Origin of the sequence: Rossellomorea aquimaris TF-12 (assembly GCF_001648555.1) — a bacterium.
Lineage (GTDB): Bacteria > Bacillota > Bacilli > Bacillales > Bacillaceae_B > Rossellomorea > Rossellomorea aquimaris.
Genome location: NZ_LQXM01000029.1, coordinates 169,292 through 195,458, shown reverse-complemented (window position 1 = coordinate 195,458; position 26,167 = coordinate 169,292). Strand labels below are relative to the sequence as shown.

The following is a 26,167-nucleotide window of genomic DNA, read 5'->3' as shown; positions in this document are numbered from 1 at the left end:
TCACCATCTCGATCGTCCATATATTTATAGAGTCAATGTTATATTTAGGTTATAGGACTTTAACGATTGGTATTAAAAGAAACATACATATTAGACATATCTAAAATGGTAGGTTTTATTTTAATCTCATCTTCAACTAACGCCCCCTATAATGGAACAAAAGAAGTGCCGCAGACAAGTTATCTGAGTTTCAGCTGTAGCAGCTCGTGTTAGTTAACTTTCATTAAGATAATTCTGAGCATTAACGGTAACCATTAAGGGTAATTCACTTTTTCGCCAAAGTGTTCTAAGTCTTTCAATGTCACCATATTTTTCAAACCAATTCGAAACTTCTTCGTAAATTGAAGAACAGACGTACACCTCGTTCTCAATCTGACCTCTAATATGACAACGATATTCAGGTGGATTTTCTTCTTCTCCAATAGCCTTTATATACAAAGCCACATTTATATAGTAGTCCTCTTCACTCCACTGTGAACCCTGTATATTAAGGACATATATCAAGTCATCTGTTGTTTTCCGCCAAGTTGTTTTGGTTTTCTTAAAACCTTGCTTTTTTAGTACAAGCTTCAAGCAATCAGTCAATTGTTTTCGGGTTATCTCACCAATAATAATCACCTTAAAGCTAATTTTTATCTTCTCTTTACTCTTAAATTATCCTGCCCGTTACCCGAAGATCCAAAAGTTTGCTGATCTAACTGAAGGGATGCGGATTCTTGTTAAGCAAACGCCCCCTTTAGCGGAAGATCGGAGCAATAATAATCATCAGAATGGAACAAAAAACAAGAGGAACACTTACCTTCCTCGGGAGTTTCACTTGTTTTTCTCCCTTATAAAATCCAGAGAATTGGAGTTTATTTCTATACAATACAAAGAGAAATATAAAAATGGAAATCCTTGCTAACCAACCTCCGTTTGTATTTTCCACATTTACTCCTATACTACTATAAATTAAATTAAGGATTCCCCCTAAAATTGCTCCCAAAATTAAAAATATAGCTATTATACAAAATAATTCTAAAATTACTCTAATCAAAGTCATCACATCTTGAAATTTCATAAATCCTTCTTCTGCTATTCTGCCCAATAATTTAACAATAAAGTGTCGACTGCTTGTTCGGCAAACGCCCCCGTTTGTTTAATAATGCTCTAAAATGTAAGCTCAAACAACTGCTTAATATCATCTAATAATCCCTTCTGACTTTCGACTGTAATAAGGGGTTCTTGTGGGGAATTAAAATCACTGTACGGGAAAATGAAGGTTCCATTTTCCAAGGCATAAAAAGCGAACGGTGCTTATTTACCCGATTCTATTTCCTTGCCTTCTAAAAAAGCAAACATATACGTGTTAGATCCTTTCATCTTTTCCACTGCTTCTTCCGAGCTGATTTTTTTGACTTCAAGACCTTCTATCATAGCCAATACCTGTTCTATTAGTTGCTTATCATCCACTACCTTAGTCAACTCTTCAGAAGATGTATCGTTTTCTACTTTTTGAATAAATAATGAACCCGCTTTATCTTTAATCTCTATTTCTTTAACCTGCTCACTATTCGAACAGCCACACAATATAAACACAAGGATTGTTAGACCTAAAAATAGTCTTTTAATTTTTACCACACCTCATTTCTTCTTCAATTAACCTGCCCTTTATTTGAACAAGGTGCGCGGCTGCATGTTCAACAAACGCCCACTTAGAGTAACAAGCATAATTACATCTGAGACATGATAGTTTTATCTAAAGGAACAGTTGTTTCTATAAAATCTTGTTCAATATTAAAAAATACTTCTTTTAATTTTTCTCGTCCGCCCATTTTTTGAAACCAATTCTGGACACGCTTAACGTGTTCTTCATCACTTTTAACTTTATTTTCAATAATTTCATATTCTTCATAGCTATCATATTCCCATATTGCAAAAATATCTATAACACCATCATTCTCTCTAGTCATCCATCTGCCAACTAACCTTGCACCATAATTAAGCTGGGGTGGTAGAAGCGTTTTATTAAAATGCTCGTTAAAATCATCTAAGATACTTGGAGCGACTTTGTACATTTTTCTTCGATAAATCATGTTTCACTCTCTCCTTTATGTGTTTTTTATTTATTTATGATTGAGCTCTTATTGCATTAACCTGCCCTTTAATCGAATAAACGAATAGCTGAAGATCAGATGATAATCTTCAGCTATTGCCCTCGTTTGTTGAAGGAGTACGTTAATTTACTTCTTGTAATACATCCTCAATATAATCCTTTAATTCCTCTATAATTTCTTCAAATGATTCTTCAAGTAGCTCACCGCTAATCCTACTTCCTGGTATGTTTTTTGAGACTGGAATACCTAAGAGAGTGCGTTCACACTCCCATATTTTTATAATATGTAAGTCAATTGGGTCTCCCTTTTTGTCAGTTTTAAGAGAAATACCTATTGCAACTGAGGAACTGTAACCTGGCACAAAAGGGTCATCGCCTTCTTTATCGAAATCTGCATCAAATTCTAAGTTCTTCTTAGCAAAAACAGATTTATTCTCATTTAACAATTTTCCGATATGCTTTTTTAATGCCGATTCAGTATTTTTAATCTTTTTCTTTAGTTCTTCTGTGAAATCCTTTTGTTGATATTTCATTTAACAATCACTCCCAACAAATCGGATATATAACAAAAAGGGCATTCCTCATATGGATCAAATTTATCCTTTCTCTCAATTTTATTAAGGCGGCATACTTTATTCACTCCAAAAATTATTAATTACTACCAATTATTTCAAATATTCAAACCTAAGGCAATGACTATCTTCAATTAACTGGCCCTTTAATGCAACAACACATTGAATTATTATTAAGAGTTAAAGAGATCAGCATTATGTATAAACATCAACATCTCAAATTATGTGTTTAAAAATCCTTTAAATTAGCCATAAAAAAAACAGTTACGATCAATAAATGAACATAACTAGTAATCCTAAACTCTAATAAACATTATTTGCAAGTTGGCCTACACAACTTGACGATAATGTGCTGGACCATCAGGATAATCTTCTTTATCTTCCACCCTAATCCCAAGGTCGAGTTATAAATGTAACTAATTTTTATGGTAAGGAAACCAAACCATCCAGTTAAATATGGATATTTATGTTCCTCACTAGCATTAAGTTGTGTATCACGTATACAGGTACTTTTATTTTCTCCTCTCTCCAATTCTATTAGACTTACATCTTAATCAACCATCCTGATTCGTTAACCCAATATTTAATATAATGTTGTATGTATTTACTAATCTTGAAGATTGAAGGTTTATAACTAGTAACTATTTTACGGTTCCCATTTCTTGCCTAAATTTATCTAAATATTTTTTACAAATACATTGCTTTCCTCTTTTCTCTAGGAACTAACTCAAATACCCCTTTGGAAATCCTACTTCTTTATCACACCAGCAGTTGTCCTGCTCTACTTTTCTTGCCATACAGTTGTTTTGTTCTCTGCAAATTGGACAAATTATATTAGCCAATGAAAATAGCCTCATCATTTGTCGATGATACATTAGTAATGTATGACATAGGGAGATCAGGTTTCTTGAATTTTTTACTATTGTATTCTTTGGAACTCATTCTACATTATTCAAAGGCTGTTTTTGTAGACTTTGTTTCTATTTACAATACCCGTATGTTGAAAAACAAAAGGGTATGCTGCAGCAGCCCCCTTTGTTCAACTAAAGCGCCGTATAATTGAACCATATCCCATTATTTTTATCGATTCATATTTATATTCGTTATTAAACTTTATTGACCTCTTTATTCATTTTTAAGCAAAAAAATCCTTCATCTGCTTTCCAATCAGCATACATAACATCTTCAAATTCTGTTATATCCCATTTTGTGAGTTGTTTAAGAAGCCAATTTTCATCATATCCAGCTTTCTTTAAATTATCTTTATCCACATAACCATCACTGATCAACGAAATAGGCATATATACAGCCTTTTGTTTTAAACTTAAATCTTCAATTGTAGGCGATGCATATTTCGGTTTCCTTATGGCGCTTATTTTACCGTTAGGCTCTAATATCGCATATTCCACTTCACGTAACGAAAAAATATCTTTCTGCTGCCTAAGCATTTGCTGTAACTCATCGATGTCTAAGTGATTCTTCTTTAACTGTTGCCTATCAATATGTCCATTTCGTATGATAATGGATGGATTGCCTTCAAAAAAGCTTCGAGTGCCCCTCCATTTTTGTGTTAATATTTCAATAATATAAATTAAAATAGTCCACACAGTTATTGCGTATAGAGTAGACCATATTTTTACTTCAGAGTCATAAACGGCATTTCCTACAAGTTCTCCTAAAACCAGAGCTGAAATAAAGTCAAAGGGAGTAAGTTGATCAATCTGTGTTTTCCCTAATATTCTAGTCACGCATAATAAAGCAAGAAGGCCAACAAGAAGTTCTATAGTTATTTGTCCAAAATGCACATTAATACTACCTTTCGTAAATATTTATTTTTTAGAATTACAAAAAATATTCCGAAACCAAATTCCCGAAAACATGACAGCCTTTTTCCTTATATAAATGAGCACCTCATACTCAGTGATTGGATTTAAAACTCTTTAACTAAGGGACCGAATTCTATCTAAATTGATTGATACATACACCTCATTCCCATGAAAATGCTTTTAAATAATTGGGTTTAGAAAGCACTTTTCCAAACATTCTTCATTTATTATGCTTGCTTATTTCATCCACCCCTAAAAAATCTTTTAGGTCTATTTATAGAATCTCTCCTTATTTTCAAATTTGTTTACATTATGTTCCAAATTCATAAATATATGTACGATAGCAGTGAAAAGGGCAAATATTCCCCTATTGGACAATAACAGAGCAAAGTATAGGTTGAAATTACAAATATAAAGTTTAAGGAATTGTTATGTGAAAGATACAGGGGAAATGCCTTTCGTGAAATGTATTATTAGAAAAGTCAACTTTCATCATTACCTAGGGACAACTTACCTTTTCTAGATCGGTAATATTGTCAGAATGGAGATGCATGGAAATAGCAGGACAAAAGCAATACCTCGAAGTTTTGTTAGAATGGTGTATTCATATTTCTTTTCACCAGGCAAAATTAAAACCAAGATTTTCAAATGCCTTTGATTTAAAAAGCAAAGAGGAATAGGAAGATTCATGCCGTAGTTTAAATTAAAAATCACTTACAGATTTCCCCGTTTGCTAGAGGTGAAAATGACATTTTATGCAATATATCATTAACTAACTCATTCTTTTCATCTGTATAAGAACGTTCATTGTTAGGGGATATTGCTGCAAGATTTTTCTTAAGTAACTCGTAATCTTTAATATCTTGAAAATAATTAGCTGATCTTCAGTTAATTCTCCTGTCAGTTAAATAGTTTTAAATATCCCCTATTTTCTATGCTAATGTTATTTATTTTGTACTTCTAAAAATTCTTCTAAATTTGGAGATTGATTATATTTAATTGCAGCTTGTTTATCCTTTTTAATAATAGACGTTGTTAAATCAATATCATTTATGCTCGCAATGGCCACTGCGTAATGTATAACATCAACTAACTCTTTTTCTAAAGAAGTATTTCCTGAATTTTCTTTTCGACCTTCTAACTGGTTTAGTACCTCTGCTACCTCACCAATTTCTTCTACTAGTTTCATAAACAAAGCCGATGAAGTGCGTCCTTCTTTGTATTTTAGTACTAGGTAGTTCTGTAACTCATGGAATGTTAATTGCTTCATATGAATCCTCACTTTTAATATTATTTTTCTTATTAACTATTCAACAATAAGTAGCTTTTCAAATAGTACAGATTGTCATGACCTTAAAATACAGTTTTGTATAATGCAATAATTTCACTAACCCGCCCTATAAAGGAAGATTGATAAAGCTGGAGATTATATTGTACAGGAAGCTGATTATCCTTCAAATGGCAAAGGTTGAGTTCCATCTACATCGGTAAAGCCATATTTTCTCGCTAGTTCAGCCACCATTATTGCGTCGCCAGAAAACTTTGATACCTTGGAGTCTGTTGCCAATGCTACAACTGCACGGCCTACATATGCTGTTGTTTCCGTTGTTCCATCTTCTGGTCTATAACCTGAATTTATAACTCTTTCTGTTCTCATCCAACCTGGGCAAACAGCAACGGTTGAAACGTTGAAGTCATTTAATTCCTTTGACATTCCTATTGTCATTCGATTGATAGCATTCATAGCTAGATCATAATATAAATTACCTGAAATTTTGTCCTTGATAAAAAATGTGATATTTACAATTAACCCATTATGGTGTTGCTTCATCAGAGGTACAGCGTATCGAGTAGTTAGGAGATACGCTTGAGGTCCAGCAACCATCATAGCATCCCAATGCTCCAGTGGTCGTTCCCAAAAATGTCGTCCATCTCCTGAGGGTAGAGAACTTTCGGAACCACCAAATACACTATTGACTAGAATATCGATCCGACCGTATTCCCTTTCTATTTGTTTAAACAGTTTTTTTACATCCTTGTCGCTTGTATGATCACATCGTATTGCTATGCCCTTGCCACCTCGTGAAGTGACACCAGCGGCAGTTTCCTCAATGGTTTCTGGTCGATTATCGGTTGTTTCCCCCTTTACACTCCGACCTGTCACATACACCGTTGCCCCTGCACTGCCTAATTCGAAAGCAATTCCCCTACCCGCTCCACGAGATGCACCTGTTACAACAGCAATCTTCCCTTGTAATGGTTTCATTTTTGCTCCTCCATTGGTAAACTCTCTCACATTACATCTAACCGAATTTTACTCCAACTTATCTGTAACTTTCTTTAATTTCAAAAACCAATGTTCCAATAATTAATCCAAAATTTAGTTAATTAACAGTATCTTGAACCTAAATTAAGTGTAATCAACATATAAAAAAATACGAAAACAATAGAAAAAGATTCACAATAATTCATTTTTAGTTTAATCCAAAAGTCTTTAACTCTTTCACTCTCTTTAAAATTCGGTCTGGTTGAACCTCAAATTCCACAGACTGATAGTTTGGAAGCCACTGTACTCCAATGGTATATACATTTGCTCCTTTTCCAGCCAAAATATCGGCATCACTGTCCCCTATGAAAACAGCATTAGAATTATCTATATCCAACTGATCTAATGCCTTGATAATTCCTTCTGGATGCGGTTTAGGAAACTTAACATCATCACCGGTAATAATTACGTCAAACAAGTTGTTCATTCTTAATAAGGTTAAAGAAATATCTAAACTTCTCCTTGCTTTTCCTGTTACAATCCCTAGCTTAAAGCCCTGTTTTTTTAACTTTCTTAATAAACTTTTTATCTCCTCGTTACTAGGGACAAAATGATGGTGCATTTCATCGTATTTTTCATAGTAATGTTCTATTGCCTGGTTATGATTGTTATTTAATAAATTCGCTCGAATGATTCCTGTTTCTGAAGGTCCAAACATAGCTTTTATTTCCTCTACATCAACTTTTCTATCATCAAACTCTTTGAAAACAGATTGGAAAGCATAGAAGCATACAGGCAATGTATCAGCAAGTGTCCCGTCAAAATCAAAGATAATAGCTTTTATATCTAACACTCCTTTAGTAAAGAATAAGGTTAATAATCAATATTTGTATATATTGACTTTTCAATTTCCGGTAATAGAGAATAGATACTCCTTCCAATCAAGTCTTCTAATTCTTTTTTTATTTTATAAAATCCTTTCCAATGAGAAGTAGTGTTTAGATTTGTTCCGTGACGTAAACCCACTGATATTAATCTCTTTTCAAGAATACTAAATCCCTCTGCATCTGCAAGAGCATCGCATAACGTGATTACTTTATTGTATAAATCATAGTCGTGATTTTCTTCAAGTATTTCAAGTAATTGCTTTTTCATATAATCAGGAATAAGACTCCAATTTGCCGCGTTCTCTATATTTTCATTTCGGCAAGGAAAAGAGTGTGTTACACAAATAATCGCGTTACCCATATACCCTAATTCCTTCATAAACATATAACCATCATAAGAGTGTATAACAGATTCAGTAAAGCCTTTAAATCGCCCTATATCGTGCAGAAGAGCTGCATTGTATGCAAGAGTACTATTAAGGTCATGCCCATTTTTGTTTAACTCCAAGATGATTTTTTCTGTAGCCTTAGCGACATTCAAAGAATGATTGTACCAAGGTCCTGGGTTTTGTTGATACGCCCAGGATAATACATCATTTGCATAGGCTCTATCCAATATATATTTAATACAAATCCCTCACTTTCATATATAGAAGAGTATCCTTAATAAGTAAATCATTAGATTTCTTTTGTATGGACTTTACTCTTAAGCATTTAACTTATCAAAATCAATTCTTGCAAAATGCATTTCACGTTTTGCCATAATACTCCACCTTAAGAGTTAAGTTTTTTAATTAACCACATTAAAAAAAGAACTGCAATATAATAAAAATTGTAAAAATAGTTGGTAAAAGCGTTTTATTAAAATGCTCGTTAAAATCTTCTAAGATACTTGGAGCGCCTTTGTACATTTTTCTTCAATAAATCATGTTTCGCACTCTCCTTTATGTATTTTTTATATTTATCATGATTGAACCCTTATTGTATTAAGCTGATCCTTTAACTTAATACCAATTATTTCAAAATACAACAATTTACTCAAGATAATTTCTCGCAAAAAAAGCTTACCCTGTTCTGGATAAGCTCACATTAATTGAATAGTTTTTAATTCTTTTTTCCGAAACCCACAACAGATAATATTAGACCAGTAAATACAATTAAGTATTCAAAACTTCCTAAATCTGAATTACTATCAACTACAATAATTCCTCCAAATAAAATTATACTTAATCCAAGTAGCATAAACTTTAACCCTGATTTATCAGTTTTTCTTGCAACAACATAGATTAAGCCACCTAAAATCAATAGTATTAATAACGTTGGTATAATTGCCACCATAAATCCCCCTACACTATTTAAAATTTCTATTTTTTACCGAATAATATTTTTTAATTATTCAACTAACCTGCCTGATAAATGAAGAAGGTCAATATACTGAACAATTAGCTGATCTTCAGTTATTGCCCCCTTTAGTTGAAAAAGAAAAAAGAGACGCAAATTCAACCAGATTGCAGTAGACCGTTCTGCACATCTATGCTTTTCGGACAATACTATTTTATCTAATTCCCCTTCACTAAATTTATAATAAAGGCTTTGAATAAAGAAATAAATTCAATTAAACCATAGCCATTCACTAAAACTAGATCGTCTCATCCAATTTCTGAATCTTTGAATGGGAAAGCAAATAAACATTGCCTATAACGTCGATTTTGTCTCCCTTTACACGTAAAGCACAATCTTTGTTCGATGCATAAATATCTATTTCTTCCGATAGGAGAGATAGTTCGCTTTGAACCAGAGCCATGTTATTTTCAAGATCAAAATGAGACAGGACGGAAAAATTGTCAAGACCGATTCCGTCATAAACAGAGTTCATCTCAACTTTATCTCCAAAGTTTTTTGAGCTTAACCATTTAGCGGACATATTGATTGCACCAGCGCTTGCTCCCATCACAACGGCGCTGCTTTTTTTTATCAAATCCGATAATTCATATTCCTTCAAAAAATTATTTAGTTTAAGAATATCCCCTCCCAACAATAAAATGACTGAAGCATTTTGAATTATCGTTTGGGCCACTTCCTTCTGTACGCGATAATTAATTAAATGATATTCATCAAACATAATGCCAGCCTGGTCAAGCCACGAGCGTTCAGTAGCACCATCATCGTAATAAATAGATGGATTCGAGCTAATCATAGCAAGCGATTTTCTATCAGTTATATCCTCCTGTAACAGCCTGCCCAGATTCTCTGGAAAGAAATTGTTAAACCAACCTAAATAATAGTGAGTTTTCATAAGTACCCCCATAGCAAAGTGTAAAAACCATTTATTCCTTGAGTCACTCATTCTGTTTTCTTATCACTAACAAAATACTCTCAATAAGGATCGATTGTTGAACACAAGTTAAACAACGCTCTTCCGTTAACCTGCCCTTTAATTGAATAAAGAGTTAGCCGACCTTGTTATTGCTACTGGTGCTCCCAGTTTTTATTGAAATATAGAAACTAATGCCTTTTAAAATTTTTACTTATTGGCAAAAGGTTCTTTACTTGAGTTAGTCTCATACCTATACCAAGAAAAACAACCAAACCTATGAAAATTGATATTATAGATATAAGTAGAGAACGAGAATATAAACTTAAAGTTTCAGGTAACCAGCTTTCAGAAAGAAATTTAACAGACCAAACAGTGCATGACATTACAATTACCAACAAGAAAACTGCATTTAAGGTCTTTAGTAGTGGACATATCTTAAAGTGAATCGTATTTTTAATAATCAATACGTTATAAAAAAGGATACAGCAAAACCAACGTATGTAGCTAAAATAGGCAGCCATTTTTCAACTAAAAATGTTACAAATAGAAAATTTAAAACTATTTTGAAAATAACTCCTAACAAGATTCCTGTGATCAATGTCTTCTGCCTGTTAATCCCTTGCATTATAGCAGCAGTTACAGTATACAATGCAAAAACAGCCGGGAGAGTTAAGAACAATAGAATTTGGATAGTTTGACTAATCTTGTTATTTAGTTCTATCATTCTTTCACTAATAAATGCTGAGGTTATGCTTGGTATTAAAGACATCCCAAATGCTGTTGCAAGTTATACAGGAACCATTACAAGAATTTGAGCTAATCCAATAACTGAATTGATGGTTTCTGCTTCATACAATGTGTAACCGATGGATTTAAATAACTCATTTATGGTAAAGGTATCGATATTCTGGTAAATAGGTATTGCTATGCTCCCGTTAGCTAAACAGGGCATTAAAAATTTAGTTTACCATTAACAAAAATTGTTTTTATTTGAGTGTTTATTATTTCTTTTCTTTCACCGTTCATTTCAAAAACATACAAACCACCCATACGGTTATCTCCGTTTTCTTTCCAACCTCTACTTTCCATATAATCTCGGAAAACATCGAAGTCATAATCATCAGAAGATATTTTTACATAATACTCCTCTACTAGTAGGGATTTAGTAACTTGAGTATCAGTGAATGCTAATTTTCCAATTGGATAAACATACAAAATAATAGCGAATAGAACAAGACCAAGCAATATATTATTAAATTTAGATCTCACTCCAACGCACCCCAATATTATTATTTTACACCCACACTTTTATAGTTTGTTCATATACCTGCACGATTCTTGAATAAAACATCACCATATCGATCTTCAGCAATCGCCCCTATAATGGAAGAAGAAGGTTAATATTTTTCAGAAAAGAGTTTTATGACAAAGCTATATCGTATAGATAATTAACCACATCGCCCATTCGCCAAGCAATAATAGCCAAACTAATTGCTATAACTGCTAAACTTCCAACCTTAATTAGTTCTAATGTATCCTTCTCCATTAGTCTCTCCCCTTAAAATTAAATTTAATTTTTTATTCCGCTATCATGCCCTTTAACTTAATACCAATTATTTCAAAATCGAGTAACTTACTCAAGAAAAACTTCAAACAAAAAAGAAGCTTATCCTTATTCCGGATAAGCCCCCGTTAATGGAAGATTAACTTTTTGCTTTACTATATTCGTTTTTAGACTGAAAAAAGAGTAATAACATACCTAGAATTAAATACAAAGGTTGAATATCAAGGTTATTTTCTATCACTAATTTCTTTATAAATACAAAACAGCCATACAAAAGCCAAAAGGATGTAAAACAAATTGCAAACAACCAAAATCGCAAATACAATAACCTTTTTTTCAACTTTCAATCTCCTCTTAACGAATAAATGGAATCTGATAGATTCCATTTAAATTAATAAAATAAGGAAGGCAGTGGGAATGTACTCTGCCTTCCTTATACCTTTGACCTGTGGATCGTAAAGTTTCTTTAAATACTTAGTTTCCTACAACCCTGTCATTTTCATCGCACCTGATCCCCTTATCAGTGTGACTGATAATCCTTCGGCTTGATTTCTTCACCATTTTTACCGCTGTATCGCAGTCCCCATCCGGTGAATGCGGCAATCAGCATCACGATTAGAAGTCCCCATCCTTGGAATACAAAGGGAAACACTTCCGTCGGACTGACTACCGGGAGGAAATCATAGTCTTTGGCCGCTCCCTTAATCGTCGACCATGCGAGCAGGACCCCGCCACTCCAAGGGAAAATATATCCTAATGAAGAAGAAACGGTATCCAGGAAATTCGCTCTCCGGTATGGATGTATATTCATCTCTTTCCCGATTTTACGAACAAACGGTGCCGCCGCAATTTCCGCAGCCGTGTTGATCGTGATGAAAATGTTTAAGAAAGCGACGATTCCAAAGATCGATAATTCTGCTCTCCGTACCACATTGTTAATCAATTTCAGGAAGAAATTCTTGATGACTTCCATCGTTCCTGCCGCTTCCATCAGATGAGCAGCAGCCAGGATAAACAAGATCAATATCGCCATATTAAAATAGCCACCGATCCCGTTCATCAAGGCACCTTCTACCACTGCTGTACCTGCATCGTTCTTATAAATATGAATGACTTCTGTAAAAGGAGTCCCGGTAATGAAGATAAATACAATGGATGCCACGATTCCCCAAGTAAGGGAAGTGAGCAAATGGTGACCGGATAAGGCCAAATACAGAACAAGCGCAAAAGGAATCAATAAGAGCAGACCGTTTGGTGACACCTGTTCCTGAAGCTGCGCCATAGCAGCAGGACTTCCCATGTCTCCACCGCCTCCCAATAATACAAAAAGGAGCAATGCCGGGATCGCGGCAGCAATGGAATACTTGAACCTGGAGCGCACAACCCCCGGTACATCAGCATCCTGAGTGGTGGCAGATACAATCGTGGTATCAGAAACAGGAGCAAGATTATCTCCAAACACCGCACCACTAAGAACCGCCGCAAGCAATACCACAGGATCTGCACCTAGAATGATCCCTGCAGGATACATCAAAATCCCAAATGTGGCTACCGTTCCATATCCTGTTCCAACTGCTGTGGAGAATAATGCAGCCAGTAAGAAGGTTAAACCTACGAACAGGCCACCTTCCAGATTCGTTTGAAATCCAAACCAGATCAAACCATCGACCAATCCGCCTGCAGACAATAATTTCGCGAACATCCCCGCCCAGAACCAGGCAATGACCGCGATGACACCAATCGGCTGGGCCATGCCGGAAAATAAGCTTTGTGCATAATCAGACCACTTCGATTTACAGAAAAACAGTCCGATAGCAATCCCGATGACCATCCCCAAGACGAGAGCCTCTTCCGTCACCAGTTCCGCTACACTTAATGTAATCGCCCAAATGATGAAGAATACAAGTGGAATGGTGGCAGCAAAGACTCCACCCCTGAACTCAAGCCGCTCAATCGACCTTTGTCCTATCGCATCATCAATTACTTCCTCTTTTTGTTTCTTATCCATGACTTTCCCCCCTAAGCTGTTGTATTTGTTAGTTTATCATTGATAATGGCGTAATCCTAATCATGACGGATTCCGACGGTTCAGAAAACCGGACCCTTCAACCAAAAGAGTCAATTCATCCTTAATCTCAGCATTGTTTCCGATAAATAATAGAAAGAGGAATACAAATACCACATATAGTTAACCAAAAGTTGGATTGTGAAGTCGTTGCAAGGCACATGAAGTGGAACGCACCCTCAAATACCCATTGTTGCTAATACACCCATTTGTTGTGCTAATTATTTGTTTTGTTTTGATTTATCTCTTCAAGTAGTTCAATAATTCTTTTATTTTGTTTAAATTGTTCTTTCAAAAAACCAACAATTGTCCCAACACCCACAACAATAAGTACTGAAAAAATCCACATAAGAATACCCCCATTTTTAAGAATCTATACATCATTTCACCTTAATTATTTATAATGCTACTCCATTAAACTGCCCTTTATTTGAACATAGGGCGGCTGCTTGTTCAGCAAACGCCCCCTATAATGGAAGATGAAGTTGATAAAATTATATATTTTAGAAGAATGAAAAAGTTTATTGAGAAGGTTAAATTACCCGTTATAAACGAATTTTTCTTCTCGGTTTTTACGTTGTGTTGAACTCGTTGTTATTCTTTTCCACTAAACTCTAAAATATTTAAACCTTCGGATGCTTTTGGTGCTTCAAAAAATTTAGTAACATGAATAAACACCGCTTCCGTGTCAAAAGCTGCTCTATTGGGTTGTTCGTTACGTCTTTGAGTAATTTGACGTAAGCATTGATCGTTATTTAGATTAATGAAAATTAATTGATGGTTTGCATTGATCTCTAACGCCATATCCAAAAACCACTTTCGCAGTTTTTGAGTATTAGCTGGAAAATCCATCACTACATCTGTACCGACACTTAATATGTTTTGGACATGCTTTTTCACCAACGGCTTGAGCTGCGCTGAGAATTTTAGGTATTCCTCAAATGATGTGATCTGATTGGGATAAAGAGATGAAAGCCATTCATCCTCAGATAACAGAACCGCATGTTTATCTATCGCCAATTGTTTTGATTTAGTTGATTTTCCTGCGCCCATTTTCCCGCAGAAAAAATATAGCGTCCCCAATGGTTTCATATTTTTACCCCCCCGGGCTTATTTTAGTGGTTGTTGCCCCTCCTTGAAATGTAAGAGGAATTTGCCGTTTAGATCCTTCATTAGTTTAAGTATATTTTTCTTCACGATTCCCTCTTCATTTTAGCGCAAAAACCCAAATAACTTACTCCATTAAATAGCCATTTAATTGAAGAAATTCAATAGCCTGATTAAATAGCTGATCTTCAGCTATTTCTCCCTTTAGTTGATTAGTGTATTTAGAAGTCATATGCATGTAAAATATGAACAGAAGGAATAAAAAGAGCTAACCCCACACAACATTAGCAACTATCTTTGACTGTATAGCGATTCCATTATCACCTTCTTGTAGGTTTTCTATAAAACTAAGAGTTTAGAAAAAACCTAAACTAATCAGCGAAATATTATTCGCTGTGATAGTGTTTAATGTTAATTGTTATTATTAAATTAGTCTTTTATTAAACTAATGCACCCCTTTACTTCAAAAACTATTAATAATGATCAAGTGATTTTTTCCATTTCATTTATGTAACCAATATCACTTTTTTTCCCCAAAAAAGGATTTGTTCCGCTTCTTCATTCTCTTTATATGGTTTTATCCATTCTATCTCATCACTATATAAGGCACCATATTCCAACCTATCATCAGGTTTTAATTACCTTCATTTTTTCAAATAAATCTTTTTAAATATTCGCCAAATATTTTATTCATAACTTTGGGGGTGTTTTCTAAATAAACATTCATTTGTTCAATGTTTGATTTGAATTTATCAGAGTTTCTTTCATCTGTTGGAAAATCAGATATCCCTTTTATGATAATGCATTCAATATCATTCTTCTTACAGATATAAGCAATTGCACCCGCTTCTGTATCGGCTATTGTTATTTCGTTTTTTTTTAGTTCTAAATAGTCATTCCACATAACTACTGCTTTATCAGCGGTGCCAATTGTTCCTTTATAAAAATCATTTCCATACTTTGATAGATCAATATTAACTATGAAGGATTGTTTAATAAGAGGCTCAATTTCTTTTACTGTGCAATCATATTGAACGGCTTTATCGGGTACAAAAATATCTAAATTACTAAACTTTTCATCTATTCCTGCACATGTTCCAGCAACGATTACTTTAGTTAAATTAAATTTAGAAATCATATACTGATTACCACCAACACCATTTACTTTTCTTACACCTGTACTATAAAAAACAAGTTCAGTATCATTAAATGTTCTTATGAAATACTCGCCATATGGATAACAGAAACGTTCGTTATCTTTTATGCTAAAGTATTCCAATGTTGCTTCGTATTCCCACTTCGTTGCTATGCTTATTCCTATCATCGACTTATCACCCTACAAATATAATTTGTCACTATTGAATGTCTATACTCGGTCTGATTTTCATTTTTATCACTATGCTTCTTTACTCTGTTCATCAACAATTGGTTATTAGTATGTAGGTATCCTTTTTTTACTAACCAGCCCAATTAATTGAAGAAAGACAATACCGGATCATATAGCTATTCTTCAGTTATTGCCCCCCTTTTCTGGTATAAAAATAAAACTTTTCGAATCAGATAGACGATTTTATTAATTAAAACGTGATTCGTGATAATTCTAATGAAATTATTAAAAATTTCAATTTAATAATGGAGCAAACCTTAGAAGAATCAGAAGTGATGATTTATGACTTAATCATTTTATCTCTCCATTCGTTTATTTACTCAAATTAAACTGCCCTTTAACTTAATACCAATTATTTCAAATTCAAGCAACTTACTCAAGACAACATTTGTATAATCTTCAGCTATTGCCCCCTTTAGCTTAATAACTTTTCCAATTCAATCTCATCTCTTAACGGAATACCATCATTACCAATCAATGGTATTTCAGGCTTAATTTCTCTTGCTCTATTAACCGAATTTTTATGAATTTGTGATAATCGAAACCCTCTCTTTTGGTAGAATTTCAAGGCTGACAAATTATCATTTGTAGTGATAAGCTTTACAAGTTTACATTTGTTTTGAAAAGCAACACTTTCTACTTTTTGAACTAGGAAAGTACCAATGCCTTTGCCTTCTTCTAAACTGTCTAATGAAATAATCTCACATTCATTATCTTTAATTATGTATGTTATTAATCCAATAATTTGGTCTTCCTCATTAATAATTGTAAAACCATCTAAAGTTGAACAATCAAAAACTCCACTAGAAATGACCATCTTTGGACTACCCCAATGCAATTTAAAGAACTCCTTAATCTTATCTTGAGGTAAGACTTTTAATGTTACTATATTCATTTATTACCATCCTTTTTGGATTCGATTTTAAATAACGTCTTATTAAATTATCCAGCCCTTTACTTGAACAAAGGGCGACTTCTTGTTCAAGTAAACGCTCTAGATTCTTGAAGACTTGATTTCGGAATATCACTAAAGATATTAGCTAAATATAGTTTTCTTTAGATCATCTAAGATTATCTGACTATTTAAAGTCATTTCAGGTAAAGATTCTAGCTCGAAAAATTGCAAATCTTTGGTCCTAGATATATTGTTGAGATGTTCCAGAGTAAATATTAAAGAATTCTAGATTCCGTACTTGTAACACATTTCACCGTAACTTCCTTAAGATTAATCATCATTAATTCCCCCATTTTCAATTGCTAACATTTATCCTAATCGCTTAATTAATAAGCAGAAATAGTCTTGTGTTGTTCAACTAATCTGCACCGTTAGTTAAGTAAGAAAAATAGCCGCCTATTGGCAGCTGGATCGAAAAGTTTAATTCCATATTGGTGGGAGTTATAAAGATAACTATTTATCAATAGATTTTCGTTTGTGTTTTTCATTAATAATTTTTTTGTTAAGTATCCTAACTTCTCTAACCATTAGCAATCTCATATCCTCTACGATGTACTTCGCTAACTCTTCATCGGTAATGTCATCACCACTAATATCAAGTCGAAAATCCTGTCCCTGTAATCCACCGCCATTAGTAAACTCAAGTTCAAAGTCAAATAACACTCTTTTATCCACTTTAATCCACCTCATATTAGTTTCAGGTCGATATTATATATATTCTTGTTGAATGAAACAAGAACCTTATTGAACTAACCTGCCCTTTAACTTAATACCAATTATTTCAAAATACAACCATTTACTCAAGACAATTTTTACAAAAAAGAGCTTACCCAGCAGTTTGTGAAAAAAGAGGTTCTTGTTCAACAATCCTGCCCTTTACTTGAACAAAGGGCGACTGCTTGTTCAAGTAAACGCCCCCGTTTGCTGAAGACTAATTGTTCACCATTAGCTCATTGATTTTTTCTTGATAGGAAAAATAAGCTCAATCTGCTCAAGGTCATCTATATCTCGTTTATTCAATGATTAATTCCACATAAAAAAGAAACTTATCCAATCACTCCATAATATTTTACAGTCTTTTTGTCTTGTCCTAGTCTTCCTACGACGATGTTTCCTTATAATGATTTTTTTGTTTAAGAAGGTGAAGAAACCATTCTATACAATAGATAAAAAAAAGAGCGTTAATCCTTTATTAGATCAACGCCCCCTTTAGCTGAATATCTGATAAGCCTTTAAAATAACCCACAACATAATGATACTCCATAACAAAATTATGAGTGAGCCTACTACCCAATTTTTCGGTTTACCATTTTTCATCATGTTTTTTGCTTTATCATCACATTCTGATATTACTTCTTTAGGTATCATCTTTAATGCAACCATTATACCTATTGGAACGATAATAACATCGTCTAAATAACCAAGTATCGGTATGAAATCAGGTATCAAATCAATCGGACTAAACGCATACGCCACTACACAAGCAGTAAATATTTTAGCATACCAAGGTACTCTTTCATCTTTATAAGATAAGTATAGTACATAGATTTGTTGTTTTAATCTTTTCGCCCAAGCCTTTATTTTCCACATAAAATTTTCTCTCTATCTCCCTATATAAAGAATTCAAATGCTTTATCTTTGCTTCTAATATAACATGCTTTCTTCAATATTCCTGCCATTTAACGGAATAAAGAAAATAGCCATAGATCATTCGTGATCTTCAGCTTTATCTATATTAGTTCGCGTTTAGAATTCGTTTACTTCATACAAGAAAAAGCCAATACGACTGGAATCCGCTGTCTTCTAACAAATTCTTCTTTACTACTAAAATGCTCCCGTTTTGGTGTACCTTCACGTAAATCCAATACTGTAAAACCAGCTTGTCTAAGTGCTAGAAAATATTGTTCAATTGTGCGATGATACTTAACCACTACTTGATCAATCCAAGGCTCTCTTCTTTCACCATCATGGAAATAATCATCGACAATCCAATTACCACGTTTATCCCCAGTATGCTTACTATCAAATGAAGAAGTTGTAAGGGGATGCTGTATACTAAAAACAAATCTACCTTTTTCTTTCAGTGTTTTATGAATAACTTGAAACAGGCGGTTAATGTCTGAAACATAATGGAAAGCAAACCGAGATGTTACAAGATCAAATGCCTTTTTCGGATAATCATACGATTCCATTGTTTCATTGTATATTGTTCCGTTTTGTTCAAGTAAGTTAAAGCGAGCAGCTTCTACCATTTGTTCTGAACCTTCTACTCCTGTATAGTTTTTTGCCCCTTGAAGTATGAGTTCTTTTCCGAACAAGGCATCCCCACACCCTAAATCTAAGATGCTTTTATTTTGAATACTTCCAATTAATTCATAAATAATTGGACCTTCAATGGCATTATTTGGACTGTCTTGTCTATTTCTTCTTTTTATATAATTTGAAAAAAAATCCGTTTGATCATAAACACTAGCTCCTCTGAATTCCATCGAAACATCTCCCAATCTACTTCTTTTTTTACTTATTTCTAGTAAAAATCCTAATATGTATTGTCATTGTCGTGCGATTCATCGCCTAATACACAAATTAATGTATTTTAACACGAAATTCAGTGAATAGACAAGTATTATTTTCCTAATTTTCAAAAAAAAATATGTACATTCCTTCAGTCTCATCAAATACCAACATAATTATTCAATTTTTCTAAAGTAGTTGTTCAATTAAATGGCCCTTTAACGAATAGTCAGGCATCATATTACGTTGAGTTTCTTAATTGGGACACATGAACTTTTATATAACTCTGTTATGCTATTATGTATAGTAGAATCATTATCTAAGAATTACAAAGGAGTATCATACTGGAATGATTTCATTTTTTCTCACTTTAAAACGATTGGTAAAAGCATTATGGCAAGCCTTTAAATTAAAGAACTTCCAAGTTCTTTTTGCATTGGTTTTGATATTGTTAGTATCAGGCACAACCTTCTATGTTAAACAAGAGGGGCTATCAGTGATTGACGCTCTTTATTTTTGTGTTGTGACCCTTAGTACAATTGGACATCCCAGTTTTGAACCACAAACAACATTCGGAAAAGTATTCACGATTATTTATATTTTTGGTGGAAACGGGGTATTCATTGGCTTAATAGGATATGTTGCCTATGCCATGATACAGAAACCAGAAAAAGCAGAAAAGAAAATAAAAGGTCGTTGATTGGAGACAATCCTCTGTCTCCAAATAATATTTAAACTTGCACTTCATTTAAATTACAATTCTTAGGTATTCATTGACCAATTTGAAATTATTTTCAGAAGCTTTTCTCCATGTACATCTATAATCTCAAGACGCTTTTCTAAAATTTATATAGAAAAGCGTCTACTTTTTTATTATTGCAATACAAGCTTCAGATAGATGAATTCAAACAAGATTAAAACAATAATAGACCCTCACCCCATCCAATCCCAATTTTCAGGATCATCCAAATCCATATGTCGAGGAATCTTACCATGAGGAAGCTCCCCTTCCTCATCCAAATAATAATGCCTAATCGGCTTTAAGTAATCATCCAATTCATAAACAAGAGGTATGCTGTTAGGGATATTGAGACTGACAACCCCGTCATCTGGAATGTTGTCAAGATATTTTACGAGTGCCCGTAGTGTATTTCCGTGTGCCGAGATGATGACACGTTGATTATGTTGAATGCTTGGCACTATTTCTTCATGCCAATAAACGAGGACACGTCGTTCAGTGTCAAGGAGACTTTCTGAAAAAGGAATATTTCCTTCCCCTACTGATGCGTATTTTGGATTCGATAGTTCATTCAGATGCACTTCTTCTGAGATTTCCGGTGGTCTGATATCAGCTGAACGCCTCCATTCATGTACCTGATCTTCACCAAATTTTTCTGTTACTTCATCCTTATTCAACCCTTGCAACCCACCATAATGCCGTTCGTTTAATCTCCATGATTTATGTACGGGAATCCAGACGAGATCCATTTCATGCAGGGTGATCCACAGCGTTCTGATTGCCCGTTTTAAAACAGATGTGTGGGCAACATCAAAAATAAATCCGTGCTTCTTCAGGATAGCTCCCGCTTTTCTTGCCTCGTTATAGCCATCGTCGGTTAAATCGACGTCCTTCCAGCCGGTAAATCGATTTTCAAGATTATAGAGACTTTCGCCATGCCGAATCAAAACAAGCTTCTTCACCGTCATCACTCCAGGTCGTTTTTTTCAGTATGTACATTATTAATTAGAAATATTGAGTAATTTAGGTCGACAAGTACCAAAATAGGAATATCCGATTGTTGAGAGGAGACTGTATGATGTTTAAGCAAACTGCCGGGGAAAAATTAATTGAACTATTGATTGAATGGGGTGTCGACCATATTTATGGAATGCCAGGGGACTCCATAAATTCTATTATTGAGCCATTGCGAAAAGCTCAGGACAAAATTAAGTTCATTCAAGTCAGACATGAAGAGGCAGGGGCATTGGCGGCTGCGGCGTATGCTAAATTAACCGGGAAACTGGGTGTTTGTACGGCGATTGCCGGTCCAGGGGCCATTCATCTTCTGAATGGATTGTATGATGCAAAGCTGGATAAAGCTCCAGTTTTAGCGATTACAGGACAAGTAGAATCGGACCTACTCGGGACTGATTCCTTTCAAGAGGTGAACCTTGAGCGGATGTTTGATGATGTCTCTGTTTATAATCAGCGTATCATGTCTGCTGAGCAGATGCCGGCTGTTGTGAACCAAGCGATTCGGACCGCCTATGCCAAAAAAGGGGTATCTGTTCTAACCATCCCGGATGACATTCCACGCTTTGAAGTCGGAAATGAAGTTCGAGTTACGGCTCATTTTTCAGTAAAGCAGGATATTTCACCACTTACTCAAGATTTGCAAAGAGCGAAGAACATAATCGAAAATGCAGAAAAGCCGATTATCCTTGCCGGAAATGGCGTTCACGGGCAACGGGAGGCATTATTATCCTTTGCTGAAAGAGTGGGAGCACCTATCGTGCTAACCCTGCCTGGTAAAGGAGTCATTCCTGATAAGCACCCTTATTGTTTAGGGGGTCTTGGGCTGATCGGGACAAAGCCTTCTTATGAAGCGATGCAGGAAGCAGACATGCTTATGATGATCGGGACATCGTTCCCTTTTACAGGGTTTCTGCCGGATAAAGCAAAAACTATTCAGATTGACATCGATCCTACCCAGATTGGGAAGCGCTATCCAGTTGATGTGGGTTTGGCAGGAGATGCCGGAACATCCCTTAAGTGGCTGACCGAACATGTTTCAAGGAACGAAAATCGAGCATTCCTGGAAAAGAACCAAGAAAGAACGAACAAATGGTGGGAAAAATTAGAGAATCAAGAAGAGAATGGATCGGTTCCAATCAAGCCACAGCGACTGATCCATGCACTGAAAGAAGTTGCTTCCGATGACGCCATTTTGTCTGTGGACGTGGGGAATGTAACCGTCTGGATGGCCAGGCATTTCCCAATCACCAATCAATCCTTCATCATTTCAAGTTGGCTTGCTACCCTTGGCTGTGGTCTACCTGGTGCCATTGCCGGTCAAATCGCCTATCCGAAAAAACAAGTCTTTGCGATTTGCGGGGACGGAGGATTCGCCATGACGATGGCTGACTTCGTAACAGCGGTCAAGTATGACTTACCGGTCATCGTCGTAGTACTGAACAATCATAAGATTGCCATGATCAAGTTCGAGCAGGAAGTGATGGGGAATATTGAATTCGGGACAAACCTTCAGAACCCTGACTTCGCAAAATATGCAGAAGCGTGTGGTGGAGTCGGATACCGTGTAGAACGTCCAGAGGATATCCTGCCTGCTCTCCAAAAGGCCGTCCAACAAAAGAAGCCATGCATAATCGATGTAGTCGTAGATGCAGAAGAAGCTCCAATGCCAGCGAAAATCCAATTTTCGCAAGCCGCAGGTTATACGAAGCATATGTTAAAAGAGTTGTTTGAGGAAGGGAAGTTTGATCTTCCTCCGTTATAAAATTCAGCTTCCTTTGTAAAAAGCGGCGCAAATTAATGCACCGCTTTTTTTCTTGGTGTTACCTACTACCATCCAGGTGTAAGCATCCTTTACAATTTTCAATATACAATCTATTCTTTCGATTTCCGTAATGGGCATTCAGAAAAACTAATCACATAATTGACTATTCATTACCGGAATAAAGAAAAAACTGAAGATTCCCCTGACTGATTTCCAGCTTTTGCTACGTTTGTGTAACTATAGAATTTCTTATCCCACTCACAATTCCTCCTGCTCCTCTAACCATCTCCCCACCTTTTTATCCATCGCTTTTTGTAAACCGCCTATATTTCCACTGTCTTGTTTAGCGAATTTCAAGTATTTGTTTGGAAACATTTTTTCTAATGAGGCATTATACAAACTACCATCTTGAGGTTCTTTATATTCAATAACAGAATAATTTCCTTCTTTTTTACTTAACCGAATGACGGCAGGTAATGAATGACCTGCTTGGTTTTCTATTCCCGTAGATTTATTAAAACCACCATAATAAGACCACATATAGACACTGAGGACCCCATTTGATTCACTCGTCCCATATATTTTATGTACTTCAAATTGCTTTTCTGTACCAAAATATGAGGTGGAGTTTTTTTGAATAATAAAATTAGAAATGACTTCATCCATCTCCGTAGTTATATGTTTATCTCCTTCTATTATATTAGCTTCATTCTCATTACACCCAGCTAAAAATACTGCTCCAAATAATAAAGATAAAATGCTTAACTTTAATTTGTTTATCAACCTTTTCAATCCTCCAATATAAGATTATTTTTTAAATGAACTAAGTTTAAAAGTCTTCTTGAACCGTTCTGTTTCTTCTGCAAAATACCCGGAATTGCTTGTCAAAAGAACTAACCTAATAAGCCAAATACTTAACGTTAGCATTAATGTTGATGCAGCAATAATACTGTACCGAACCGGAATAATGTCACCTGTAAAACCAATCAATAAAATGAAAAGTACCTGAAGAAAACTTTGAAGAATACCGTATATGCTAGAAATTCTCCCCATCATTTTAATTGGAACGTTATTTTGGTAAAAAGTCATAAATCCAGTGCCGGAAAATGAATTGAAAAAACCCAATACCATAAATCCAATTGCTACTGTCCAAAATGAAAATGAGAAAGCATAGATCAGATAGCCAACTGATACCATAAAATAACCAAGGGATATTAGAGCTTTTATAGACAACTTGTTGGCAACTATCGAAACAGTTGTTGCTCCTAAAATTGAACCAACTCCTGTTAAACTTATGAGTATCCCGTATTCTGTCTCAGATAAATTTAATACCTTTTGAGTGAAGACAACTTCTTGAGCATCCATTCCAAGTGCGATAACCATGAAAAGTTGAGCTAAGAAGTACACTTTCACAATAAAGAAATTGCTTTGACTGAAATTAATTACTTCCTTCCAATCATTTTTTAATATGTCCAAACTAATTATTCGTACTGATTTATCAGAATACGTATCCACGTTTGGTAGTAAATACACCATAATAGCTGAAATAACAAAAGAAATAGCATTTATCCATATTGATATATTCAGAGAGCTAATGAGAATTAATACTCCAGAAATAGCAGGACCGATTAAAAAGGCACCTGAAGAAATCAAACTTCTAAAAGAGTTAAAATGTTTTCTTCCTTTCTCAGGAACAATATTCGTTATATATGTAATTGCTGCGGGTTCAAAGAAAGCTTTTGAAATAGAGAGAAAGAACAGACATATATATATATGCCAAATAGAGCTGAGGAATGGAATAATTGCTACCAAAATCGCGCGAATGATGTCCGTTACAATCATTATTTTTCGAATGTTTAAACGATCTATCATGCTCCCGGACCAAAACTTCGTTAACACCGATGCGATAGGTCCTATAATCCATAAACCAGCTACCGCAGCAGCTGAGCCAGTTAGTTTTAAAACAAAAACATTAATGGCAACGAGGTAAATAAAGTCTCCTAAGGTTGATATGCCCAATCCAAATAGTAATATATATGAATTTTTTTTTAGTGAAAAGCTCACCTGATGCAAATATAAACACCCCATATAGTTAATTCTAATACCTACTTTTTCTACAAGATATTGGAAATTACCTGTAAATATTTTCAGTTGTCACAAAACTTTCATTACTAAAAAAAGAACCCTCAAATTTAAGGGTTCACTTATTCCATTCACCTGCTCTTTGGGTTTTAAGAAGAGAACAATCTTTATGGATTTGATGATCATAATGGTTGGGAGTTTTTCTTTCCTTGAATAAATGAGAATGACAAATAAAAAAGGCCGAGTTCAAATAATAAACAAAAGTGGACTTGTTCTTATTAAAGCGTGAAATACGATATCATAGTAAATTTAGAACCTTTATATAATTAGGCTTTGCTCAACTAACCTTTAAAATATAGAAAAACAATAAGGAAAATGATTAGTCCTATTAAGAAAACATGGCCCATACCCATACTGTATACTATGTGAATTCTAGCGTGGAGAATTACACTAACAATATTAATGATAAGTAAGCAAATAAGCAATATAATGACTAAATTCACATTTTTATTCCTATACATAAATCAGCCCCCCATCAAGAGCTTTAGTAGTAATCTCATTTCAACAATCTGTCTTGTACAATGAGTCTTTTAATAATACTATTTTGCTTCACCTTTTATTATTCATGAAACCCCATCAAAGCCTACACCATTAGTTGAAAAAGTTCCCGCAGCAACTCGTAAGATATACGAATACTACATTTTCTTCTTATTCAATTCAAAAAATACGCACTATTCTTTATATTGAACATAAAAATCCTGTTGCTATGATACAACAGGATTTTCATATATCTATAAGTAAATACAAATACCAATGCATAATTGTCCCTCGCCACATATCTTTACACCCAAACACGTACCTTCTGACTCTATTTAAAGATAATTTTAACAAACATTAATAATGAACTTCCGCTTTTGATTCCATAAACTATCGCTTGGATAAATAATTTCTTGCATTAATAAAAAATACAGTCCCAATGGAAAATAGAAAAACTACAAGCTAGGTTGCAATG

Annotated in this window: 27 protein-coding genes; 2 read left to right on the top strand and 25 right to left on the bottom strand. The window is 34.5% G+C overall.

What is annotated here, in order from left to right:
* Positions 1-213: 213 nt before the first annotated feature.
* The 22 genes from IQI_RS14510 to IQI_RS14405 form a co-directional block, all read right to left on the bottom strand.
* Positions 214-573, bottom strand: coding sequence for a DUF4304 domain-containing protein (locus tag IQI_RS14510; RefSeq protein ID WP_197489757.1), 360 nt, complete (start codon positions 571-573; stop codon positions 214-216).
* Between the two features lie 163 nt (positions 574-736).
* Positions 737-1,060 carry a hypothetical protein gene (locus IQI_RS14505; RefSeq protein ID WP_231893431.1) on the bottom strand — a complete coding sequence of 108 codons (324 nt, stop codon included), beginning with the start codon at positions 1,058-1,060 and terminating at the stop codon, positions 737-739.
* Between the two features lie 236 nt (positions 1,061-1,296).
* Entirely contained in the window at positions 1,297-1,620 is a 324-nt protein-coding gene (locus IQI_RS14500; RefSeq protein WP_064093366.1) for a hypothetical protein, read from the bottom strand.
* Between the two features lie 92 nt (positions 1,621-1,712).
* The gene (locus IQI_RS14495) at positions 1,713-2,075 is read right to left on the bottom strand and encodes an NIPSNAP family protein (RefSeq protein WP_064093365.1); all 363 of its coding nucleotides are present in this window, start codon (positions 2,073-2,075) and stop codon (positions 1,713-1,715) included.
* Positions 2,076-2,217: 142 nt separating this feature from the next.
* Positions 2,218-2,628, bottom strand: coding sequence for a hypothetical protein (locus IQI_RS14490; protein ID WP_064093364.1), 411 nt, complete (start codon positions 2,626-2,628; stop codon positions 2,218-2,220).
* A 1,145-nt stretch (positions 2,629-3,773) separates the two neighbouring features.
* A complete protein-coding gene (locus tag IQI_RS14485; RefSeq protein ID WP_408007589.1) occupies positions 3,774-4,472 on the bottom strand; it encodes a YetF domain-containing protein in 699 nt (232 codons plus the stop codon).
* A 964-nt stretch (positions 4,473-5,436) separates the two neighbouring features.
* Complete coding sequence (locus IQI_RS14480) at positions 5,437-5,763, bottom strand: MazG nucleotide pyrophosphohydrolase domain-containing protein (protein WP_064093362.1); 327 nt, start codon at positions 5,761-5,763, stop codon at positions 5,437-5,439.
* Positions 5,764-5,940: 177 nt separating this feature from the next.
* On the bottom strand, positions 5,941-6,759 hold the full coding sequence (locus IQI_RS14475; RefSeq protein ID WP_064093361.1) for an SDR family NAD(P)-dependent oxidoreductase: 819 nt from the start codon (positions 6,757-6,759) through the stop codon (positions 5,941-5,943).
* 208 nt (positions 6,760-6,967) lie between these two features.
* On the bottom strand, positions 6,968-7,603 hold the full coding sequence (locus IQI_RS14470; protein ID WP_064093880.1) for an HAD family hydrolase: 636 nt from the start codon (positions 7,601-7,603) through the stop codon (positions 6,968-6,970).
* A gap of 29 nt (positions 7,604-7,632) precedes the next feature.
* The gene (locus IQI_RS14465) at positions 7,633-8,274 is read right to left on the bottom strand and encodes an HD domain-containing protein (RefSeq protein ID WP_064093360.1); all 642 of its coding nucleotides are present in this window, start codon (positions 8,272-8,274) and stop codon (positions 7,633-7,635) included.
* Between the two features lie 476 nt (positions 8,275-8,750).
* The gene (locus tag IQI_RS14460) at positions 8,751-8,981 is read right to left on the bottom strand and encodes a hypothetical protein (protein ID WP_082892728.1); all 231 of its coding nucleotides are present in this window, start codon (positions 8,979-8,981) and stop codon (positions 8,751-8,753) included.
* 304 nt (positions 8,982-9,285) lie between these two features.
* A complete protein-coding gene (locus IQI_RS14455; RefSeq protein ID WP_064093358.1) occupies positions 9,286-9,942 on the bottom strand; it encodes a Type 1 glutamine amidotransferase-like domain-containing protein in 657 nt (218 codons plus the stop codon).
* A gap of 972 nt (positions 9,943-10,914) precedes the next feature.
* A complete protein-coding gene (locus tag IQI_RS14445) occupies positions 10,915-11,232 on the bottom strand; it encodes a hypothetical protein (RefSeq protein ID WP_064093356.1) in 318 nt (105 codons plus the stop codon).
* A gap of 151 nt (positions 11,233-11,383) precedes the next feature.
* The gene (locus tag IQI_RS21210) at positions 11,384-11,509 is read right to left on the bottom strand and encodes a hypothetical protein (RefSeq protein WP_268874500.1); all 126 of its coding nucleotides are present in this window, start codon (positions 11,507-11,509) and stop codon (positions 11,384-11,386) included.
* A 538-nt stretch (positions 11,510-12,047) separates the two neighbouring features.
* Positions 12,048-13,535: a Na+/H+ antiporter NhaC family protein gene (locus IQI_RS14435; RefSeq protein ID WP_064093354.1), complete on the bottom strand. Its 1,488-nt coding sequence runs from the start codon at positions 13,533-13,535 to the stop codon at positions 12,048-12,050.
* A 274-nt stretch (positions 13,536-13,809) separates the two neighbouring features.
* Positions 13,810-13,941 carry a hypothetical protein gene (locus IQI_RS21205; protein WP_268874499.1) on the bottom strand — a complete coding sequence of 44 codons (132 nt, stop codon included), beginning with the start codon at positions 13,939-13,941 and terminating at the stop codon, positions 13,810-13,812.
* A 245-nt stretch (positions 13,942-14,186) separates the two neighbouring features.
* Positions 14,187-14,684, bottom strand: a complete 498-nt coding sequence (locus tag IQI_RS14430) for an AAA family ATPase (RefSeq protein WP_064093353.1) — start codon at positions 14,682-14,684, stop codon at positions 14,187-14,189.
* A gap of 667 nt (positions 14,685-15,351) precedes the next feature.
* Positions 15,352-16,023 carry a 5'-methylthioadenosine/S-adenosylhomocysteine nucleosidase family protein gene (locus IQI_RS14425; protein WP_064093352.1) on the bottom strand — a complete coding sequence of 224 codons (672 nt, stop codon included), beginning with the start codon at positions 16,021-16,023 and terminating at the stop codon, positions 15,352-15,354.
* Positions 16,024-16,501: 478 nt separating this feature from the next.
* A complete protein-coding gene (locus IQI_RS14420; RefSeq protein ID WP_064093351.1) occupies positions 16,502-16,981 on the bottom strand; it encodes a GNAT family N-acetyltransferase in 480 nt (159 codons plus the stop codon).
* A 513-nt stretch (positions 16,982-17,494) separates the two neighbouring features.
* Entirely contained in the window at positions 17,495-17,716 is a 222-nt protein-coding gene (locus IQI_RS14415; protein ID WP_064093350.1) for a hypothetical protein, read from the bottom strand.
* A 534-nt stretch (positions 17,717-18,250) separates the two neighbouring features.
* Positions 18,251-18,631, bottom strand: a complete 381-nt coding sequence (locus IQI_RS14410) for a YkvA family protein (RefSeq protein ID WP_064093349.1) — start codon at positions 18,629-18,631, stop codon at positions 18,251-18,253.
* A gap of 167 nt (positions 18,632-18,798) precedes the next feature.
* A complete protein-coding gene (locus IQI_RS14405; RefSeq protein WP_064093348.1) occupies positions 18,799-19,530 on the bottom strand; it encodes a class I SAM-dependent methyltransferase in 732 nt (243 codons plus the stop codon).
* 374 nt (positions 19,531-19,904) lie between these two features.
* Between IQI_RS14405 and IQI_RS14400 the strand changes: the two genes are divergently transcribed.
* On the top strand, positions 19,905-20,255 hold the full coding sequence (locus IQI_RS14400; RefSeq protein WP_064093347.1) for a potassium channel family protein: 351 nt from the start codon (positions 19,905-19,907) through the stop codon (positions 20,253-20,255).
* 233 nt (positions 20,256-20,488) lie between these two features.
* Here the strand turns inward: IQI_RS14400 and gpmA are convergent, their stop codons facing one another.
* Positions 20,489-21,256 (bottom strand): 2,3-diphosphoglycerate-dependent phosphoglycerate mutase, encoded by a 768-nt coding sequence (gene gpmA / locus IQI_RS14395; RefSeq protein WP_064093346.1) that lies wholly within the window; start codon positions 21,254-21,256, stop codon positions 20,489-20,491.
* A 116-nt stretch (positions 21,257-21,372) separates the two neighbouring features.
* On the opposite strand from gpmA, the gene IQI_RS14390 reads away from it, so the two are divergent.
* On the top strand, positions 21,373-23,073 hold the full coding sequence (locus IQI_RS14390; protein WP_064093345.1) for a pyruvate oxidase: 1,701 nt from the start codon (positions 21,373-21,375) through the stop codon (positions 23,071-23,073).
* A gap of 258 nt (positions 23,074-23,331) precedes the next feature.
* Here the strand turns inward: IQI_RS14390 and IQI_RS14385 are convergent, their stop codons facing one another.
* Both IQI_RS14385 and IQI_RS14380 read right to left on the bottom strand, forming a co-directional pair.
* Positions 23,332-23,856, bottom strand: a complete 525-nt coding sequence (locus IQI_RS14385; protein ID WP_064093344.1) for a hypothetical protein — start codon at positions 23,854-23,856, stop codon at positions 23,332-23,334.
* A 24-nt stretch (positions 23,857-23,880) separates the two neighbouring features.
* Positions 23,881-25,137: an MFS transporter gene (locus IQI_RS14380; RefSeq protein ID WP_231893444.1), complete on the bottom strand. Its 1,257-nt coding sequence runs from the start codon at positions 25,135-25,137 to the stop codon at positions 23,881-23,883.
* Between the last annotated feature and the right edge of the window lie 1,030 nt (positions 25,138-26,167).